A 19,741-nucleotide genomic window follows, 5' to 3' on the forward strand; every position below is an offset into this window, starting at 1 on the left:
CCCTGATGTTCATCCTCGGCATAGTGGTCTTCGCGGTCGGCCTGCTGTTCTCGATCGCCTGGCACGAGCTGGGACACCTGTCCACGGCCAAGATGTTCGGCATCCGGGTGCCCCAGTACATGGTCGGCTTCGGCCCGACCCTCTGGTCCCGGCACAGGGGCGAGACCGAGTACGGCGTCAAGGCGATCCCGTTCGGCGGCTACATCCGCATGATCGGCATGTTCCCGCCCGGCGCGGACGGACGCCTGGAGGCCCGCTCCACCTCGCCGTGGCGCGGCATGATCGAGGACGCGCGCTCCGCCGCCTTCGAGGAACTGCGGCCCGGCGACGAGAAGCGCCTGTTCTACACACGCAAGCCCTGGAAACGGGTCGTCGTGATGTTCGCGGGCCCCTTCATGAACCTGATCCTCGCGGTCGTGCTGTTCCTCACCGTGCTGATGGGCTTCGGCATCCAGCAGCAGACCACCACCGTCAGCTCGGTCTCCCCCTGCGTCATCTCGCAGAGCGAGAACCGCGACGAGTGCGAGAAGTCCGACCCCCGGTCCCCGGCCGCCGCGGCCGGCATGGAGGCGGGCGACAGGATCGTCGCGTTCGACGGCGTCAGGACCGAGGACTGGGGCACGCTCTCCGACCTCATCCGCGACAGCGCCGGCAGGGCCGTGCCGATCGTCGTCGACCGCGACGGCCAGGAGGTCACCCTCCAGGCGGAGATCGCCACCAACCTGGTCGCCAAGAAGGACTCCAACGGGCTCTACGTCGAGGGCGAGTACGTCAAGGCCGGCTTCCTCGGCTTCAGCGCGGCCACCGGTGTCGTCAAGCAGGACTTCGGCGACTCCGTGGTCTGGATGACCGACCGGGTCGGTGACGCGGTCGACTCCCTCGTCGCCCTGCCGTCCAAGGTGCCCGCCCTGTGGGACGCCGCCTTCGGCGACGGCCCGCGCGAGCAGGACTCCCCGATGGGCGTCGTCGGAGCGGCCCGGGTCGGCGGCGAGATCGCCACGCTCGACATCCCGGCCTCGCAGCAGATGGCCATGTTCGTGATGCTGCTCGCGGGCTTCAACCTCTCCCTGTTCCTGTTCAACATGCTCCCGCTGCTGCCCCTCGACGGCGGGCACATCGCGGGCGCCCTGTGGGAGTCGCTGCGCCGCAACCTCGCCAGGGTGCTGCGCCGTCCCGACCCGGGCCCGTTCGACGTGGCGAAACTGATGCCGGTGGCCTACGTGGTGGCCGGGATCTTCGTCTGCTTCACCCTCCTCGTCCTCGTCGCGGACGTGGTGAACCCGATACGGATCTCGTAGGGCCCGTCCGGAACGCATCCGCCGGACACCTGCCGTTCACGATGGCCTGGAACCGTTTCGTTCCGGGCCATCGTCCTTTGGGTGGGTTTACGGCCGGGATGTGCCGGGGCCGATGGCGGTGCCGTAATCTCGGAGCCCGGAGCCCGCTGCTCACCGGGAGCCGGACCTTGATCCACGACTTGGGGTTGCACAGCAGATGACTGCGATTTCTCTCGGCATGCCGTCCGTTCCGACCACGCTCGCCCCGCGACGCAAGAGCCGGCAGATCCAGGTCGGGTCGGTGGCGGTGGGCGGGGACGCGCCGGTGTCGGTGCAGTCGATGACGACGACGCGCACGTCGGACATCGGGGCGACGTTGCAGCAGATCGCGGAGCTGACGGCGTCGGGGTGCCAGATCGTGCGGGTGGCGTGTCCGACGCAGGACGACGCGGACGCGCTGGCGACGATCGCGCGCAAGTCGCAGATCCCGGTGATCGCCGACATCCACTTCCAGCCGAAGTACGTGTTCGCGGCGATCGAGGCGGGCTGTGCGGCGGTGCGGGTCAACCCGGGCAACATCAAGCAGTTCGACGACAAGGTCAGGGAGATCGCGAAGGCGGCCAAGGACCACGGCACGCCGATCCGGATCGGGGTGAACGCGGGATCGCTGGACCGGCGGCTGCTGCAGAAGTACGGCAGGGCGACGCCGGAGGCGCTGGCGGAGTCGGCGCTGTGGGAGGCCTCGCTGTTCGAGGAGCACGGTTTCAGGGACATCAAGATCTCGGTCAAGCACAACGACCCGGTCGTGATGGTGGAGGCCTACCGGCAGCTCGCCGCGCAGTGCGACTACCCGCTGCACCTGGGGGTCACCGAGGCGGGCCCGGCCTTCCAGGGCACGATCAAGTCGGCGGTGGCCTTCGGGGCGCTGCTGTCCCAGGGCATCGGGGACACGATCAGGGTCTCGCTGTCGGCGCCGCCGGCGGAGGAGGTCAAGGTGGGCCTGCAGATCCTGGAGTCGCTGAACCTGAAGCAGCGCGGCCTGGAGATCGTCTCGTGTCCGTCCTGCGGGCGTGCCCAGGTCGACGTGTACAAGCTCGCGGACGAGGTCACGGCCGGTCTGGAGGGCATGGAGGTTCCGCTGCGGGTGGCGGTGATGGGCTGTGTGGTCAACGGTCCGGGGGAGGCCCGCGAGGCCGACCTGGGTGTGGCCTCGGGCAACGGCAAGGGGCAGATCTTCGTGAAGGGCGAGGTCATCAAGACCGTCCCGGAGTCGAAGATCGTGGAGACCCTCATCGAGGAAGCCATGAAGATCGCCGAACAGATGGAGGCCGACGGCGTGACCTCCGGCGAACCCCGGATCTCGGTCGCCGGCTGACGAAGTCCGTCAGCCCGCCACCCGTCGGCCCGCCACCCGTCGGGCCGCCTCGCCCCAGGCCCGCCAGGCCGGTCCGCCCGCCCGGGCCGACCGGCCCCTTGGCGCTTCCTGCCCGGGAAACCCCGGGCAGGACCGTTTCTCTCCCGCGAGTCGGCAGCACACAAATGCGGCGGGTACAGTGCGGAAACCAGCAGACCCAAGTGTGTGAGGCCCCCGCACGTGTTGACGCAGACCACCTCCCGGGTCCTCGAACCGAGCGACCTGGACGCCGCCCTCGCCATCCTCGACCGCGAGCCCGTGACGAACGCCTTCGTGGCATCCCGGGTGCAGGTCGCCGGCCTGGACCCGTGGCGCCTCGGTGGCGAGATGTGGGGCTGGTACGAGGGTGGCATGCTCACCTCCCTGTGCTACGCGGGCGCCAACCTGGTCCCCATCTGCGCCACCCCCCGGGCCGTCCGAGCCTTCGCCGACCGCGCCCGCCGGGCCGGCCGCCGCTGCTCCTCCGTCGTCGGCCCCGCGACGCCCACCGCCGCACTGTGGCGGCTCCTCGAACCCCAGTGGGGCCCCGCCCGCGAGGTCCGCGCCCACCAGCCCCTGATGGTCACCGACCGCCTGCCCGACGACATCGCCCCGGACCCCTACGTCCGCCGCGTCCGCAAGGACGAGATGGAAAAAATCATGCCGGCCTGCGTGGCGATGTTCACCGAGGAGGTCGGGATCTCCCCGCTGGCCGGTGACGGCGGCCTGCTCTACCAGGCCCGGGTCGCCGAACTCGTCGGTGCCGGACGCTCCTTCGCCCGCTTCGACGCCGACGGCAGGGTCGTCTTCAAGGCCGAGATCGGTGCCGCCACCGACCGCACCTGCCAGATCCAGGGCGTATGGGTGGCACCCGGACACCGGGGCAAGGGGGTCGCCGCCCCCGGCATGGCGGCCGTACTCCGCTACGCCCTCGCGGACGTCGCCCCCGTGGCGAGCCTCTACGTCAACGACTTCAACACCGCCGCGCGCCGGACCTACCGGCGGGTGGGGTTCCGGGAGGTCGGCGAGTTCATGAGCATCCTGTTCTGACCGACCCCACAGTCTCCCACCGCCCCCTGTAGTCTCCCCGGCATGCTGCGCTTTCCCGGTCACGGGCACCCCCACCCCGACGACGTCGTGATCGGCCCCCTCGACCTCACCGCCCACGTCGACGAGGCACTGGCGGTCCAGGCGAAGGCGTTCGGCCTCGGCCCCGACGAGGTGGCCGTCCGCCGGCAGATCGTGCTGCGCCACATGACCCTGCCGGGCGCCAGAGCCTTCGGAGCCACCGTCAACGGTCGTCTCGTCGGCTTCGTCTACGGCATGCCCAACGACCGCGCCCACTGGTGGTCCACGGTCGTCGAGCCCCATCTGCGCGCCCGGGACCACGACGACTGGCTCGACGGCTCCTTCGTCATCACCGAACTCCACGTCCACCCGCGTTACCAGAAGCACGGCATCGGCCGCTCCCTGATCACCACGATCACCGACGGCGCCGAGGAACCCCGTTCGATCCTCTCCGCCATCGACATCGAGAGCCCCGCCCGCCGCCTGTACCGCTCCCTCGGCTACGACGACCTCGCCCGCCGAGTCCACTTCCCCAGCGCGCCCAAGCCGTACGCCGTGATGGGCGCCCCCTTGCCACTCCTTCGCCGATAACGGATTTCCGCCGCCCGGTCCCGCCCGGCTAACCTCCTGTCATCACCCAGACGCAGCAGGAGTACGAGAATCATGGCGAACGCACCGGTCCAGCGCATGTCCCAGTTGATGGCGAAGACGCTGCGCGACGACCCGGCGGACGCCGAGGTCCTCAGCCACAAGCTGCTCGTCCGAGCCGGCTACGTACGCCGGACCGCCGCCGGCATCTGGAGCTGGCTGCCCCTCGGCAAGAAGGTCCTCGCCAACGTCGAACGCGTCGTCCGCGAGGAGATGGACGCCATCGGAGCCCAGGAAGTGCTGCTCCCCGCCATCCTGCCGCGTGAGCCCTACGAGGAGACCGGCCGCTGGGAGGAGTACGGCCCCGAGCTGTTCCGCCTCCAGGACCGCAGGGGCGGCGACTACCTCCTCGGCCCCACCCACGAGGAGATCTTCACCCTCCTGGTGAAGGACCAGGCGTCCTCCTACAAGGACCTGCCGGTGACCCTCTACCAGATCCAGAGCAAGTACCGTGACGAGGCCCGCCCCCGCGCGGGCATCCTGCGCGGCCGCGAGTTCCTGATGAAGGACTCCTACTCCTTCGACCTCGACGACGAGGGCCTGGGGCAGTCGTACGGTCTGCACCGCCAGGCGTATCAGCGGATCTTCGAGCGCCTCGGCCTCGACTACCGCATCTGCGCCGCCACCGCCGGCGCCATGGGCGGCTCCAAGTCCGAGGAGTTCCTCGCCCCCGCCGAGGCCGGCGAGGACACCTTCGCGGACTGCCCGAACTGCGACTTCGCCGCGAACACCGAGGCGATCTCCTACGAGCTGAAGCCCGTCGACGGTTCCGCCGTACCGGCCGCCGAGGAGATCCCGACGCCCGGCACCCCCACCATCGAGACCCTCGCCGCCTCGCTCGGCGTCCCCGCCTCGGCCACGCTGAAGAACCTGCTGGTCAAGGTCGACGGCGAGATCGTCGCCGTGGGCGTCCCCGGCGACCGGGAGGTCGACCTGGGCAAGGTCGAGGCGCACTTCGCGCCGGCCGCCGTCGAACTGGTCACCGCCGAGGACTTCGTCGGCCGCCCCGACCTGGTGCGTGGCTACGTCGGTCCGCAGGGCCTGGAGAAGGTCCGCTACATCGCCGACCCGCGGGTGGCACCCGGCACCGCCTGGATCACCGGGGCCAACAAGGCCGACACCCACGCCAAGAACGTGGTCGCCGGCCGTGACTTCGAGGTCGACGCGTACGTGGACGTCGTGGTGGTCGACGAGGGCGACCCCTGCCCCCGGTGCGGCACCGGGCTCCGGCTCGACCGCGCCATCGAGATCGGCCACATCTTCCAGCTGGGCCGCAAGTACGCCGACGCCCTCAAGCTCGACGTCCTCGGCCCGCAGGGCAAGCCCGTCCGCGTCACCATGGGCTCCTACGGCATCGGCGTCTCCCGCGCGGTGGCGGCCCTGGCCGAACAGACCGCCGACGACAAGGGCCTGTGCTGGTCCAAGGAGGTCGCCCCGGCCGACGTCCACGTGGTCGCCGCCGGCAAGGCCCTGCAGACCGAGCTCGCCCTCGACGTCTCCGGCCGGCTCGCCGCCGCCGGCGTCCGCGTCCTGGTCGACGACCGCGCGGGTGTCTCACCGGGCGTGAAGTTCACCGACTCCGAGCTGATCGGCGTCCCGCAGATCCTGGTCGCCGGCCGCCGCTCCGCCGAGGGCATCCTCGAACTGAAGGACCGCCGCACCGGCGAACGCGAGGAACTCACGGTGGCCGAGGCGATCACCCGCCTCACGGCCTGACCACCCCACCACCAGGAGCCCGCGCGGAACCGTCCTTCGCGCGGGCTCCGGCGATCCCGGTCGGCACCCGCGGCCCGGCCGCCGTCGCACCGGCGAACGCGAGGCACTCATCGTGGGCGAGGCCCCGGCTCGTTCCGTGGCCACGCCCTCACCGTGAACGGGGCCGGAGCCGGTCTGCGTACTCCGGGAGGATTCCGCGTCGTGAGTGCCGCCGGGGGCCGGACCGTACGCCGTGGCTCACCGCGTGGTCCCGTCCCGGCGGACGGGAGGAACACCAGCACCGTGAACGGGACCGGAGCCCGTACGAGACGTTCCCCGAGCGGGCTCCCGGCGGCCCCGCGCGCTGTCAGAGCCAGCTCGCGAACTCCAGGAGCAGCTCCGCGTCCCGGTCGCGGCCGACGCGCCGGGCGCGTACACCGGACTCCACCGCGCGGAACAGGGTCCAGCCGCGCAGACGCTCCTGGTCGATCTCCAGGGACTCCGCCAGGCGCTTCACCCGGCGGCGGGTCGTCGCCGCGCCGGACGGCTGGGCGACCAGGTCCTCCACCCGGTCGCGGACCAGCCGGGCCAGGTCGAAGGCGCGCTCCCCGACCACCGGGTCCGGGCCCACCGCCAGCCACGGCATCCGCTCGGCGGAGAGCACCTTGCTCTGCCGGAAGGTGCCGTGCAGCAACCGGTGCTCGGGCGGCCCGGCCAGCAGTTCCTCGCGGGCCGTCAGCGCCGCCGAGACCAGCGGCGCCACCTCCGGGTCGCCGGTGGCGCCCGCCCGCATGGCCCCGGCCTGCCGGCCGGTCCGCTCGGCCACCGTCTCGAAGACGTGAGCGGTGTCCCCGGCGGGCGGCTCCACCCACAGCCGCCGCAGCGTCCCGGCGGCCTCGAGCAGCGCCTTCGCCTCCGGCAGGGACCGCACCGAGACATCCGGATGCAGCCGCTCCAGCAGCAGCGCCCCGTCCGCGGCGAAGGGCTCCAGCAACCGGACGGCACCCAGGCCGTTCCAATGGGCCAGCGCGGCCCGCTCGCTCTTCGGCCGGGCCCGCGCCGGGGCCAGCTTCAGCACGGCGGGCAGGTCGTCGGTGGTCCGCACCAGCACCACCAGACTGCTGCGTCCCCCCGGCACCTGCACCCGTTCCACGGTCAGCCCGCGCAGTGCGACGGCCTCGCGCGCCGCCCCGGGCAGCTTCTCCAGCCAGTCCCCACCGCCGTCGGGAGCCGTCTCACCCAGTGCCCTCACCAGACGCTGCGGCGGTTCGAAGACCATGCGCGAGTCGTTCCCTTCGTACCCTTCGTGCTGCGCGCGGCACCTGCCGCCGTCCGCTCCCGCACGCCCTCGCGTGCGGTCATGTCACACCGCCGGAGCCGAGGGAGCCCCCGAGGACGGGTCGGCCCGCTCGGCGAGCCCAGGGAAGGCTACGCTCTCCCCGCCCCAGCGCACCGCCCGCACCGCGGTCTCCCGCAGCGCCTCGGCCGCCGCACGGCGCCGCTCGCCCCCGCTCGCGCGCACCAGGTCCGCGTACACCCCTGCCACCCGGTTCTCCAGCTCCGTCGCGAGCCGCACGGCCGCGGGCGAGTCCGGCACCTGGAACGGCAGCGCGTACCCCGCGGCCGCCGCCACGGGGTCGGCGCCGGTGTCCTTCACCTCGCGGACCAGCGCGTCCCGGCGCGCGCGGTGCGCGTCGTACGCCGCGCGCGCGTCCGTACGCCGATCGTCGGCGATCAGCCCGCCGACGACCCCGTAGCCGTACACCGCCGCGTGCTCCGCAGCCAGGGCGCCCTGCAGCGCCCGCAGTTCCCGGTCCTCGGCCTCGCTCACCCGTCAGCCCTCCGTCAGCAGGAACACGTGCGCGGCCCCGGCCGCCGCCACCGACGCCAGCAGCCTGGCCAGCTCGGCCGGCGCGTCCAGCAACGCCTCCAGGCGCCGGTCGGCGATCTCCCGCTCGGCGGCGGCGAGCCCGGCGAGGGCGTCCTTCTCCTTCGCGGGTACCGGCGCCGGTACCGGTGACGAGGCGGACGGCCCCGCCCCCGTGGGCACCGACGACTCGGGCGGGGCCGACGCCGTACCCGCCGCGGTCTCGAAACTCTCGAAGGCCTTCGCGTGCCGCACGGCGTCCTCGCGCAGCGGCCCCAGCCGCCGGGCGAGCCCGGCGTGCGCCGCGATCACGGCGTCGTACCGCTCGGCCAGCTCCCTGCTGTCGCGCGCCGCACGCACGCGTGCCCGCTCGCCGGCCGGGGGACGGCTACCGGCGGTGGGGCCGGGATCCTCGGCGGCGGAACAGCCCGCCGCGAACAGGGCCGCCGGGGCGACGGCGAGCAGGCTCCTTCTGCGCGGTCCCGTACGGGCGCGCGGAGCGTGGGGGAACGGCACGGCAGACGTCCTCGGGGGCTCGTACGGAACGTGGCGACGGAAGTGGGACCCACAGGCGCTGCCGCCGTACTCCCGTCTGCCGGGCGACGGCAGGGACCGGTCCCGTGATCACGGTACCCGTGCATCTCCCCGACGGCGCTCAGCGGCACCCTCCGTGACCGGGTGGACGGCATCACCCCCCGCGACCGGATACCCTTTGACCAGACACGCGCCCCACACCACAACAGCACACGCGGCCGAGGAGTCACCCGGATGAGCAGCACCCAGAGCGAGAGGCTCCGAGAACTTCTGGAACCGCTCGTCAGCTCGCAGGGCCTCGATCTCGAGGAGATCGCCGTGGACGCGGTCGGCCGCAAGAGGGTGCTGCGCGTGGTCGTGGACTCGGACACCGGCGCGGATCTGGACCGGATCGCCGATGTGAGCCGCGCGCTCTCGGCGAAGCTCGACGAGACCGACGCGATGGGCAGCGGAGAGTACACCCTCGAGGTCGGCACCCCGGGCGCCGAGCGTCCCCTCACCGAGCACCGGCACTACGTGCGTGCCACGGGCCGCCTGGTGGGCTTCCGGCTGACGACGGGCGACGAACTGACCGCCCGGATCCTGCGGACCGACGACGAAGGCCTCGACCTCGAGGTGCCCGGCGTCAAGGGCCGCAAGCCCACCGCGCGCCGGCTCGCCTTCGAGGAGATCGGCAGGGCGCGCGTCCAGGTCGAGTTCAACCGCAAGGACGACAAGCCCGCCGCGCACGACGCGCACGACACCAACGACGAGACGGAAGAGGAGGCGTAACCGTGGACATCGACATGAGTGCCCTTCGGCTCTTGGTACGGGAGAAGGAGATCTCCTTCGACCTGCTGGTCGAGGCAATCGAATCGGCCCTCCTCATCGCCTACCACCGCACCGAGGGAAGCCGCCGCCACGCGCGTGTGAAACTCGACCGGGAGACCGGACATGTGACGGTGTGGGCGAAGGAGGACCCCCAGGACCTCGACGAGGGCCAGGAGGCCCGGGAGTTCGACGACACCCCGTCCGACTTCGGCCGCATCGCCGCCACCACGGCCAAGCAGGTCATCCTGCAGCGCCTGCGCGACGCCGAGGACGACGCGACGCTGGGCGAGTACGCCGGCCGTGAGGGCGACATCGTCACCGGTGTGGTCCAGCAGGGCCGCGACCCGAAGAACGTCCTGGTCGACATCGGCAAGCTGGAGGCCATCCTGCCGGTGCAGGAGCAGGTGCCCGGTGAGACCTACACGCACGGGCTGCGGCTGCGCAGCTACGTCGTCCGGGTGGCGAAGGGCGTGCGTGGCCCGTCCGTCACCCTCTCGCGCACACATCCCAATCTGGTGAAGAAACTCTTCGCCCTGGAGGTGCCGGAGATCGCCGACGGCTCGGTGGAGATCGCCGCCATCGCCCGCGAGGCCGGCCACCGTACGAAGATCGCCGTCCACTCCACCCGGTCCGGGCTGAACGCCAAGGGCGCGTGCATCGGCCCCATGGGCGGCCGCGTACGCAACGTGATGGGCGAGCTGAACGGCGAGAAGATCGACATCGTCGACTGGTCGGACGACCCGGCCGAGATGGTGGCCAACGCGCTCTCCCCGGCCCGCGTCACCAAGGTGGAGGTCGTGGACCTGGCGGCCCGGTCCGCCCGGGTGACCGTGCCGGACTACCAGTTGTCCCTGGCGATCGGCAAGGAGGGGCAGAACGCCCGCCTGGCCGCCCGCCTGACCGGCTGGCGGATCGACATCCGGCCGGACACGGAGCAGTCCGGGGAATAGATCCAAGCCGCCGTTGGCTGAGATCACGACAGTCTCACGCGCGGCACGTGTTCGATGCTTGCCCCATGGGGGTGAGGTCGGTCCGGGGAGGTAGACTTAGGAGTGTCTGGCCGGACACCTACCCGCGCGCGCCCAGAGCGCACCTGCGTGGGCTGCCGGGAGCGAGCGGTCAAGAACGAACTGCTGCGGATCGTGGCGATCGAGGATGTGTGTGTCCCCGATCCACGCGGTACGCTGCCCGGTCGGGGCGCGTACGTACACCCCGCCCCGGTCTGTCTCGACCAGGCGGTACGCCGAAAGGCGTTTCCGCGGGCGCTCCGCGTCCCGGGACCGCTCGACGTAAAGGCGTTGCGCCACTACGTCGAGCAGGCACAGGGTTGCGACAGCAACCCGTAGGAAGACATGCCGTGCGGAACCCCCCGTGCGGTCTGGTACCTCGCGAGTCGAAAGCAGGTCGAGATTGCGATGAGCACTCGATGAGTACGCGATGAGTACGCCCATGAACTAGCGACGGTCCGGACGCAACCCGGACCTCAGAGGAGCGAAGTGGCTAAGGTCCGGGTCTACGAACTCGCCAAGGAGTTCGGTGTCGAGAGCAAGGTCGTCATGGCCAAGCTCCAGGAGCTCGGTGAATTCGTCCGTTCGGCGTCTTCGACGATCGAAGCGCCCGTAGTACGCAAGCTGACCGACGCGTTCCAGCAGGGCGGGGGCAACGGCAAGTCCGGTGCCAAGCCCGGCGCGCCCAGGAAGGCCGCGCCCAGGCCCGCGCCGTCCCCGGCGCAGGCACGTCCGGCAGCACCGCGGCCGCCGGCCGCACCCAAGCCCGCCGCGGCCCAGCAGCCCGCGGCCCCGTCGGAGCCCGCTCCGGTGACCCCCGCCGGCTCGCGCCCGACCCCGGGCCCGCGCCCCGCGCCGCGTCCGGCTCCGGCGGCCCCGGAGTTCCAGGCCCCGCCGGCCGCCGCTCAGGCCCCGTCTCCGGCTCCGGCCGGACCGAAGCCCGGCGCGCGTCCCGGTGCCCCCAAGCCCGGCGGTCGTCCCGCCGGCCAGGGTGGTCAGGGCAGCCAGGGCGGCCAGGGTGGTCAGGGCGGCCGTCCGGCCGGTCAGGGCCAGCGTCCCGGTGGCGGCGGTCAGCGTCCGGGTGGACGCCCGGCCGGCCCGCGTCCGGGTAACAATCCCTTCACCTCCGGTGGTTCCACCGGTATGGCCCGCCCGCAGTCGCCCCGCCCGCAGGGCGCGCGTCCCGGCGGTCCCGGTGCCCCCGGCGGCGGCCCCCGTCCCCAGGCCCCCGGCGGCCAGAGCGGCGGCGGTCCGCGTCCGCAGGCTCCGGGCGGGCAGCGTCCCTCCCCGGGCTCGATGCCCCGTCCGCAGGGTGGCGGTCCCCGTCCCGGTGGCGGCGGCCCCGGCGGTCCGCGTCCCAACCCCGGTATGATGCCGCAGCGTCCGGCTGCCGGTCCCCGTCCCGGTGGCGGTCCCGGCGGTGGCCGTGGTCCGGCCGGTGCCGGTCGTCCCGGCGGCGGTCGTCCCGGTGGCGGCGGCTTCGCCGGTCGCCCGGCCGGCCCGGGTGGCGGCGGTCGTCCCGGTGGCGGCGGCGGTTTCGCCGGTCGTCCCGGTGGCGGCGGCTTCGGTGGCGGCGGTGGCCGTCCCGGTTTCGGTGGCCGTCCCGGCGGTCCCGGTGGCCGTGGTGGCACGCAGGGCGCCTTCGGCCGTCCCGGCGGCCCGGCCCGTCGTGGCCGCAAGTCGAAGCGGCAGAGGCGCCAGGAGTACGAGGCCATGCAGGCCCCGTCGGTCGGCGGCGTGATGCTGCCTCGCGGCAACGGCGAGAGCATTCGCCTGTCGCGCGGTGCCTCGCTCACCGACTTCGCGGAGAAGATCAACGCCAACCCGGCGTCGCTCGTCGCGGTCATGATGAACCTCGGCGAGATGGTCACCGCGACCCAGTCCGTCTCCGACGAGACGCTCCACCTCCTTGCCGGCGAGATGAACTACACGGTTCAGATCGTCAGCCCGGAGGAGGAGGACCGTGAGCTGCTCGAGTCCTTCGACCTGGAGTTCGGCGAGGACGAGGGCGGCGAGGAGGACCTGGTGGTCCGTCCGCCGGTCGTCACCGTCATGGGTCACGTCGACCACGGCAAGACCCGCCTCCTCGACGCCATCCGCAAGACGAACGTCATCGCGGGCGAGGCCGGCGGCATCACCCAGCACATCGGTGCCTACCAGGTCGCGACCGAGGTCAACGAGGAAGAGCGCAGGATCACCTTCATCGACACCCCGGGTCACGAGGCGTTCACCGCCATGCGTGCCCGTGGTGCGCGGTCGACCGACATCGCGATCCTGGTCGTCGCGGCCAACGACGGCGTCATGCCGCAGACCATCGAGGCGCTCAACCACGCCAAGGCGGCCGAGGTCCCGATCGTCGTCGCGGTCAACAAGATCGACGTCGAGGGTGCCGACCCGACCAAGGTGCGCGGTCAGCTGACCGAATTCGGTCTGGTGGCCGAGGAGTACGGCGGCGACACCATGTTCGTCGACATCTCCGCCAAGCAGGGTCTGCACATCGACAGCCTCCTGGAGGCCGTCGTCCTCACCGCCGACGCCTCGCTCGACCTGCGGGCCAACCCGACGCAGGACGCGCAGGGCATCTCGATCGAGTCCCGGCTCGACCGCGGCCGCGGTGCCGTGGCGACCGTCCTCGTGCAGCGAGGCACCCTGCGGGTCGGCGACACGATGGTGGTGGGCGACGCCTACGGCCGCGTGCGCGCCATGCTCGACGACAACGGCAACAACGTCGCCGAGGCCGGCCCGTCGACGCCGGTCCAGGTCCTGGGCCTGACCAACGTCCCGGGTGCGGGCGACAACTTCATCGTCGTCGACGAGGACCGTACGGCCCGTCAGATCGCCGAGAAGCGTGCCGCCCGTGAGCGCAACGCCGCGTTCGCCAAGCGCACGCGCCGCGTGTCGCTGGAGGACCTGGACAAGGTGCTCAAGGCCGGCGAGATCCAGCAGCTGAACCTGATCATCAAGGGTGACGCGTCCGGATCGGTCGAGGCCCTCGAGTCCTCGCTGCTCCAGCTGGACGTCGGCGAAGAGGTCGACATCCGCGTCCTGCACCGCGGCGTCGGTGCGGTCACGGAGTCCGACATCGACCTGGCGATGGGCTCGGACGCCATCGTGATCGGCTTCAACGTGCGCGCCGCCGGGCGGGCACAGCAGATGGCCGAGCGCGAAGGCGTGGATGTCCGGTACTACTCGGTCATCTACCAGGCGATCGAGGAGATCGAGGCGGCCCTCAAGGGCATGCTCAAGCCGGAGTACGAAGAGGTCGAGCTCGGCACGGCGGAGATCCGCGAGGTCTTCCGCTCGTCCAAGCTGGGCAACATCGCGGGTGTTCTCATCCGCTCCGGCGAGGTCAAGCGCAACACCAAGGCGCGCCTCCTCCGCGACGGCAAGGTCATCGCGGAGAGCCTCAACATCGTCGGTCTGCGCCGCTTCAAGGACGACGTCACCGAGATCCGGGAAGGCTTCGAGGGCGGTATCAACCTCGGAAACTTCAACGACATCAAGGTCGACGACGTCATCGCGACCTACGAGATGCGCGAGAAGCCGCGGGCGTAACACCCCACGGTGTGTGCCGGCCGGCGGGACCCCTGTCCCGCCGGCCGGCTCGTGCGTCCGGGGCCGGCGGACCGGTCGGCGGAGCGTAATATCCGTCGATCGGCACGCCCCTTCGATGTACGGTTCTGATGTCCCCGCCCACAACGGACGGCGGGGGCATCGATCCCGTACCGGCGGGTGAACCGGTTGTACATGTATGTGGGGACGCTGTCCTTCGACCTCCTCCTCGGCGACGTCAGGTCGCTGAAGGAGAAGCGCTCCGTCGTCCGCCCGATCGTCGCCGAGCTCCAGCGGAAGTACGCGGTGAGCGCGGCCGAGGTGGATCACATGGATCTTCACCGCAGGGCCGTCATCGGCCTGGCGGTGGTGTCCGGCGACGCGGCGCACCTGACCGACGTACTGGACCGGTGCGAGCGGCTGGTCGCCGGGCGCCCCGAGGTGGAGCTGCTGTCCGTCAGGCGGCGCTTCCACGGCGAGGACGACTGACGAATCCAGCCCCGGGAACGCGGGGCTTTGACAACGCGGACAGGAAAGAACGGGAGACGGACCAGTGGCCGACAACGCGCGGGCGAAAAGGCTGGCGGACCTCATCCGGGAGGTGGTGGCCCAGAAGCTGCAGCGCGGGATCAAGGACCCGCGGCTCGGCACGCACGTCACCATCACGGACACCCGGGTCACGGGTGACCTGCGGGAGGCGACCGTCTTCTACACGGTGTACGGGGACGACGAGGAGCGCGATGCCGCCGCGGCGGGCCTGGAGAGCGCCAAGGGCGTCCTGCGCTCCGAGGTGGGCCGGGCGGCGGGCGTGAAGTTCACGCCGACCCTGGAGTTCGTCATGGACGCGCTCCCGGACACCGCGCGCAACATCGAGGACCTCCTCGACAAGGCGCGCCAGTCCGACGCCAAGGTACGGGAGGCGTCCGCGGGCGCCACGTACGCGGGCGGGGCCGACCCGTACCGCAAGCCCGAGGACCCCGAGAACCCCGAGGACGACGAGACGGACGACACCGCCGGATGACCCAGAAGCACACCACGCCCGACGGCCTTGTCATCGTCGACAAGCCGTCGGGCTTCACTTCGCACGACGTGGTCGCCAAGATGCGCGGCATCGCCCGGACCCGCCGCGTCGGCCACGCCGGAACCCTCGACCCGATGGCGACGGGCGTCCTCGTCCTCGGCATCGAGCGGGCCACCAAGCTCCTCGGTCACCTCGCGCTGACCGAGAAGGAGTACCTGGGCACCATCCGGCTCGGGCAGGACACCCTCACGGACGATGCCGAGGGCGGGATCACCTCGTCCACGGACGCCTCCAAGGTCACCCGGGAGGACGTCGACGCCGGAGTGGCCAAGCTGACCGGCGCCATCATGCAGGTGCCGTCCAAGGTCAGCGCCATCAAGATCGACGGCGTGCGTTCCTACAAGCGGGCCCGTGAGGGCGAGGAGTTCGACATCCCGGCCCGGCCGGTCACCGTCTCCTCGTTCACCGTCCACGACGTCCGCCCGGCCGTCGCGGAGGACGGTACGCCGGTGCTCGACCTGGTCGTCTCCGTCGTCTGCTCCTCCGGTACGTACATCCGCGCCCTCGCCCGCGACCTGGGCGCGGACCTGGGCGTCGGCGGTCACCTCACGGTGCTGCGCAGGACCCGCGTAGGCCCGTACGGACTGGACACGGCCCGCACCCTCGACCAGCTCCAGCAGGAACTGACCGTGCTGCCGATCGCCGAGGCCGCCACGGCGGCCTTCCCCCGCTGGGACGTCGACGTCCGGCGTGCCCGGCTGCTCACCAACGGCGTGCGCCTGGAGATGCCCGAGGAGTACGCGGGCGCCGGCCCGGTCGCCGTCTTCGACCCCGAGGGCACCTTCCTCGCCCTCGTCGAGGAACACCGGGGCAAGGCCAAGAGCCTGGCGGTCTTCGGCTGACGGGCGGGGTCGAGGGGCGCCGGACGGCCCGGCCGTCCGGCGCCGCCGGGTCCGCCCGTGGAGCGGCGTCACGGGGATCGCATGCCGCCGCTCCACGGTCCCCCCTCGGTTCCCCCACCTCCAGAGTGTCCACTTGGGGCTTCCCGTTCACCCGTAAGTGCAGGCGCTCGGAGTGAACGAGGGAGTGGAAGGGGGCGCGTTTGCCGAGGGCGCTGTTCTGCTGATCATCCGGCCCTACTGTCGAGGCCGAGGCAGTCGACAGCACGGCACGAAGGCACGGCATGAAGGTTCGACGATGACGTCGCGCGATCCGTCCCGTCACGAGCGGGGCCCGCTCCACGACCCGGCCGGCCGGGGCCCGGGGGAGACCCCTCCGGCGCGGCGGGAGCCGCCGCCCGCCGATGTCCTCGTCCGTGTTCAGGACCTCGCCGGCCGCCCGCGCGGTCTCGCCTTCCCCGCCGACCACCGCGGCACGCTGATCACCAGCCACGAGGCAGTCGACGGCCTTTCCGGCCTCGTCCTGCACGCCCCCGGCGACCGCCGCCGCGTCGTGGGTGCCGACGCCGTCATCCCGCTGCCCGGGCTCGGCCTCGCGCTCCTGCATGCCGAAGGGCTCGGCGTCGACCCGCTGCCCGTCACCGCGCGGGACCGCGTCGACAGCGGCACCTACGTGCGGATCGCCGCCGGTTGCTGGCGCGAGGCACGCGTACTCGGCGCGACCACCGTGACGTACACCGCCACCGGGCGCCGCCACACCCTCGACGACGCGCTGGAGCTCGCCATCGGCACCACCGGCCGCGACGCGCTGCGCACCGGTGGCGGAGCGGCCGGCGGCCCGGTGCTCGACGCCGCCACCGGCGCCGTACTCGGCGTCCTCGGCACCGCGCTCCGCGCAGGCGGCCGTGACGGCGGCTTCGCCGTGCCGCTCCGCCCCGCCCCGGGCCCCCTCGCCGCGCTGCTCGCCGAGAACGCGGCGACGGTCCCGGCGTACGGCACCGACCTCAACCTCGCCGGCGTGCTGGAACTCACGGCCACCTCGGTCGGGCAGGACGGCCCGTCGGGCGCCCTCGGCCCCGGAGACGTCGTTCCGGTGGAACGGACGGCCACCACCGCCGAGTTCACCGCGTTCGAGCACGGTCCGGCCGCGGTCCTCGGCCTGGTCGGACCGCCCGGCAGCGGCCGTACGACGGAGCTCGCGGCACTCGCCGCACGCCGTCACCGCGCCGGCGGCCCCACGCTGTGGCTGCGCGGCGCCGATCTGCGGGAGGACGACCTCTCCGTCGCCGACGCGGCCCGGCGGGCGCTCGACCGGGCCGCCCGCATCGTCGCCGCGTCCCGCACCCCGTTCCCGGCCGGGCCCGAAAGTCTCGGCGACACCGGCCCGGCGCGCCTCGCCGACCTGGCCCGCGGCGCCGGCCGTCCTCTGCTGCTCCTCCTCGACGGCCCCGAGGAGATGCCGCCCGTCCTGGCCGGCCGCCTCGCCCAGTGGACCGACGGGACGGCACGGTGGCTGGGGCGGACCGGGGCGCGCCTGGTGGTGGGGTGCCGCGCGGAGTACTGGGAGAGCGCGGGCGCGCTCCTCCCGGCGGAGCTGCTGCACCGGCACCGGGGCGAGTCCCCGGGCGGGCCCACCGCCGAGGGTCTTCCCGCGTGCGTGCGGCTCGGCGACCTGACCGCCGACGAGGCCATCGAGGCACGGGCCCGCTACGGCATCCCGGAGGGCTCCCCGGCCGACACCCGGCACCCGCTGACGCTCCGGCTGCTCGCCGAGGTCAGGGCCGCCCTCGCCGACGCCCCGGACGCGCCGGACGCCCGCGCGGACCGCCACGACGTCCTCTCCGCCCACCTGGACCTGATGTGCCTGCGCGTGGCCGTACGCCTCGCCGCCGGGAGCGGGCTGCGCGGCACCGCAGTACGCCGGCTGGCCGCCAGGGTCTCCGGGCAGGTGCACGCGGCCGCCCGTCGCAGCCTCGGCCCCGGGCAGGGCGAACTGGACCGGGCGGCGTTCGAGGCGGTGTTCCCCTGGGGGCCCGCCCCGGCCGCTCTGGGCGGCGGCACCGGCTGGGCCTCCGCCGTACTCGCCGAGGGCCTCCTCGTCCCGGCCGGGACCGGCTACCGCTTCGCCCATGAGGAACTCGCCGACTGGCTCCAGGGCACCCACCTGGACCTGGACGGAGCCCTGCGCGCCCTGGTCCACGGTGACCCCGGCCTCGCCCCCGACCCCGACAGCGTGCCCGTTCCGCACCACCGCGTCGGCCCCGTCGTGCAGGCCATGCTGCTGCTCGCCCGGCAGCACGGCACCGGCCCCCTCGCCTCCCGGCTCGCCGGCCTGGTGCACGCCCTCGACGCCGGCACCGGCTCCTGGTGGGCCGTCCGGCTGCTGACCGAGACCCTCGCGCGCGTGCCCGACGCCACTCCCTACACAGGGGTGCTGCGGCTGCTGGCCGACCGGATCGTGGCCTGGCGGCAGCAGCGCCGGCCGGTGCCCGGCGAGCTGGGCCCGGCCTTCTGGACCGCTCTTCCCCTGTCCCTGGAGACCGGCTTCGAGCTGCTGCGCGGTCTCGTCCACGCCGACGGGCCCCCGCACGAGACCGGCCCCCGCTTCCTGGACGCGGCCTCCCGTCTGTTCAGCGCCGACCCCGTCGCCGTACTCCCGCACCTCGTCCGGTGGTTCGGGGACGAACGGCCGCTGCCCGCCACCCCGCACGCGACGGCCGCGACGGCGGCACAAGCACTGCTGCACACCCATCGGCACCGCGCCCCGGACGCCCTGACCGAGGCGCTCGCCGACAGCCCGCACCGGCGGGCCGGACAACTGCTCGGTGCGCTCGCCGAGGAGACCCCCTCGGTGGTGTGCCGGGCCGTCGACCGCTGGGCCCGCGACGAGCGCCCCGCCCGCCGCGAGGCAGCGGTGACGTACGGGCTGCTGGCCGCACCGCACGCCCGCGACGAGGCCGACCGCACCCTGCTGCGGTACGCGGCCCTCGCCCTGCTCGTACGCACCGGGGACCGCACGCTCGACGGCGGCGCCCTCGCCCTGCTCGTCCAGGACCCGAGCACCGGGAACCGTCACCTCGCGCGGGCCCTTGAGCACTTCGCGGCCGGTGACCCGTACGTTCCGCCGAGCGCGCTGGCCGGCGCCCTCGCCACCCATCCGGAGGCCGTCCTCGACGCCTTCCGCGCGAGGCTCGCCCGGACGCAGGCGGGCGGAACACCGGACACTCCCGCCGATGCGCCCGTTTCCACCGAAGCGGATGCCTGTGCGACCGCCCATGTGCACGCCGACGCCGACGCCGACACGCCCGGCCTGTCCCTCCGTGTCGCCGCACTGGTGGGTGCGGCGGTGGAGCGGCGGCCGGACCTCGCGGGGCAGCTGGCCGCGTACGCGGACCGGCGCCTGGACCAGGAGCCGGCCGACCGCGACGTACTCCTGCCCCTGCTCACCGGCCTGCTGGACGCCGGTCCGCAACCGCTGCGGGCCGCTCTCGCCGGTGCTCTCGCCGAGCCCGGCACCCCCGCCTCGCGCCCCCTGCGCCGCGCACTGCTGGACCCGCTCCTCACCCGCGACGACGACCCCGGCGTACTGGCGGCGGTGCTGGGCGCCGCCGCCCGCCATGCCGACGGCCCCCGCCACACCGGCGACCCCGCGCGCGAGCTCGTCCACCACACCGGCCTGCTCCTCGTCCGCACCCCCGACGGCGCAGCCCGCTTCGACCACGTCCTGGCCGACCTGGGGCGGCACGTCCCGGGCTTCGCCGCCGTCCTGGCCCACTGGCTGGCGGACGCGCCCCAGGAATGGGCGGGCGTGGTCGGCCCCGGCACCCGGCGGGTGATCGAGACCCGGGCGGGAGTGGGCGTCCCCGCCTGAGCCGCGACGGGGAGTGCACGGCGTCACAGTGCCGGAGCGCCGATACCGATGCGAGCCGACTGCGGTCGGCATGGCACCCTTAGACCTGCGCAGGAGAAG

The 19,741-nt window shown here is 73.0% G+C and carries 16 protein-coding genes; 13 read left to right on the top strand and 3 right to left on the bottom strand.

Annotated elements, in window-relative coordinates; all coding sequences use genetic code 11:
- Positions 1 to 5: 5 nt before the first annotated feature.
- The 5 genes from ACWZEH_RS25405 to ACWZEH_RS25425 all read left to right on the top strand — a co-directional run bounded on the left by ACWZEH_RS25405 (position 6) and on the right by ACWZEH_RS25425 (position 6,102).
- Positions 6 to 1,298, top strand: coding sequence for a M50 family metallopeptidase (locus ACWZEH_RS25405; RefSeq protein WP_456199821.1), 1,293 nt, complete (start codon positions 6 to 8; stop codon positions 1,296 to 1,298).
- 196 nt (positions 1,299 to 1,494) lie between these two features.
- On the top strand, positions 1,495 to 2,652 hold the full coding sequence (ispG, locus tag ACWZEH_RS25410; protein WP_456193412.1) for a flavodoxin-dependent (E)-4-hydroxy-3-methylbut-2-enyl-diphosphate synthase: 1,158 nt from the start codon (positions 1,495 to 1,497) through the stop codon (positions 2,650 to 2,652).
- Between the two features lie 219 nt (positions 2,653 to 2,871).
- Positions 2,872 to 3,720: a GNAT family N-acetyltransferase gene (locus ACWZEH_RS25415; protein ID WP_456193413.1), complete on the top strand. Its 849-nt coding sequence runs from the start codon at positions 2,872 to 2,874 to the stop codon at positions 3,718 to 3,720.
- Between the two features lie 42 nt (positions 3,721 to 3,762).
- Positions 3,763 to 4,329: a GNAT family N-acetyltransferase gene (locus ACWZEH_RS25420; protein WP_456193414.1), complete on the top strand. Its 567-nt coding sequence runs from the start codon at positions 3,763 to 3,765 to the stop codon at positions 4,327 to 4,329.
- Positions 4,330 to 4,401: 72 nt separating this feature from the next.
- A complete protein-coding gene (locus ACWZEH_RS25425; RefSeq protein ID WP_456193415.1) occupies positions 4,402 to 6,102 on the top strand; it encodes a proline--tRNA ligase in 1,701 nt (566 codons plus the stop codon).
- A gap of 346 nt (positions 6,103 to 6,448) precedes the next feature.
- On the opposite strand, the gene ACWZEH_RS25430 is transcribed toward ACWZEH_RS25425, so the two are convergent.
- The 3 genes from ACWZEH_RS25430 to ACWZEH_RS25440 all read right to left on the bottom strand — a co-directional run bounded on the left by ACWZEH_RS25430 (position 6,449) and on the right by ACWZEH_RS25440 (position 8,464).
- Entirely contained in the window at positions 6,449 to 7,360 is a 912-nt protein-coding gene (locus tag ACWZEH_RS25430) for an aminoglycoside phosphotransferase family protein (RefSeq protein ID WP_456193416.1), read from the bottom strand.
- 84 nt (positions 7,361 to 7,444) lie between these two features.
- Positions 7,445 to 7,912: a ferritin-like domain-containing protein gene (locus ACWZEH_RS25435; protein WP_456193417.1), complete on the bottom strand. Its 468-nt coding sequence runs from the start codon at positions 7,910 to 7,912 to the stop codon at positions 7,445 to 7,447.
- Positions 7,913 to 7,915: 3 nt separating this feature from the next.
- Positions 7,916 to 8,464, bottom strand: a complete 549-nt coding sequence (locus tag ACWZEH_RS25440; RefSeq protein WP_456193418.1) for a hypothetical protein — start codon at positions 8,462 to 8,464, stop codon at positions 7,916 to 7,918.
- 252 nt (positions 8,465 to 8,716) lie between these two features.
- Here ACWZEH_RS25440 and rimP point away from each other — a divergent pair, with 252 nt between their 5' ends.
- The 8 genes from rimP (at position 8,717) to ACWZEH_RS25480 (ending at position 19,642) form a co-directional block, all read left to right on the top strand.
- Positions 8,717 to 9,253, top strand: coding sequence for a ribosome maturation factor RimP (gene rimP / locus ACWZEH_RS25445; protein WP_456193419.1), 537 nt, complete (start codon positions 8,717 to 8,719; stop codon positions 9,251 to 9,253).
- A gap of 2 nt (positions 9,254 to 9,255) precedes the next feature.
- Positions 9,256 to 10,242, top strand: coding sequence for a transcription termination factor NusA (gene nusA / locus ACWZEH_RS25450; RefSeq protein WP_456193420.1), 987 nt, complete (start codon positions 9,256 to 9,258; stop codon positions 10,240 to 10,242).
- Between the two features lie 102 nt (positions 10,243 to 10,344).
- Positions 10,345 to 10,638, top strand: coding sequence for a YlxR family protein (locus ACWZEH_RS25455; RefSeq protein WP_456193421.1), 294 nt, complete (start codon positions 10,345 to 10,347; stop codon positions 10,636 to 10,638).
- A gap of 150 nt (positions 10,639 to 10,788) precedes the next feature.
- A complete protein-coding gene (gene infB, locus ACWZEH_RS25460) occupies positions 10,789 to 13,854 on the top strand; it encodes a translation initiation factor IF-2 (RefSeq protein ID WP_456193422.1) in 3,066 nt (1,021 codons plus the stop codon).
- Positions 13,855 to 14,046: 192 nt separating this feature from the next.
- A complete protein-coding gene (locus tag ACWZEH_RS25465) occupies positions 14,047 to 14,340 on the top strand; it encodes a DUF503 domain-containing protein (RefSeq protein WP_456199822.1) in 294 nt (97 codons plus the stop codon).
- 64 nt (positions 14,341 to 14,404) lie between these two features.
- Entirely contained in the window at positions 14,405 to 14,872 is a 468-nt protein-coding gene (gene rbfA / locus ACWZEH_RS25470; protein ID WP_456193423.1) for a 30S ribosome-binding factor RbfA, read from the top strand.
- Positions 14,869 to 15,774: a tRNA pseudouridine(55) synthase TruB gene (truB, locus tag ACWZEH_RS25475; RefSeq protein ID WP_456193424.1), complete on the top strand. Its 906-nt coding sequence runs from the start codon at positions 14,869 to 14,871 to the stop codon at positions 15,772 to 15,774. Before rbfA ends, truB begins: the two co-directional genes overlap by 4 nt.
- A 295-nt stretch (positions 15,775 to 16,069) precedes the next feature.
- On the top strand, positions 16,070 to 19,642 hold the full coding sequence (locus ACWZEH_RS25480) for a serine protease (RefSeq protein WP_456193425.1): 3,573 nt from the start codon (positions 16,070 to 16,072) through the stop codon (positions 19,640 to 19,642).
- The last annotated feature ends 99 nt before the right edge of the window (positions 19,643 to 19,741 follow it).

Source organism: Streptomyces yamdrokensis (assembly GCF_053890455.1).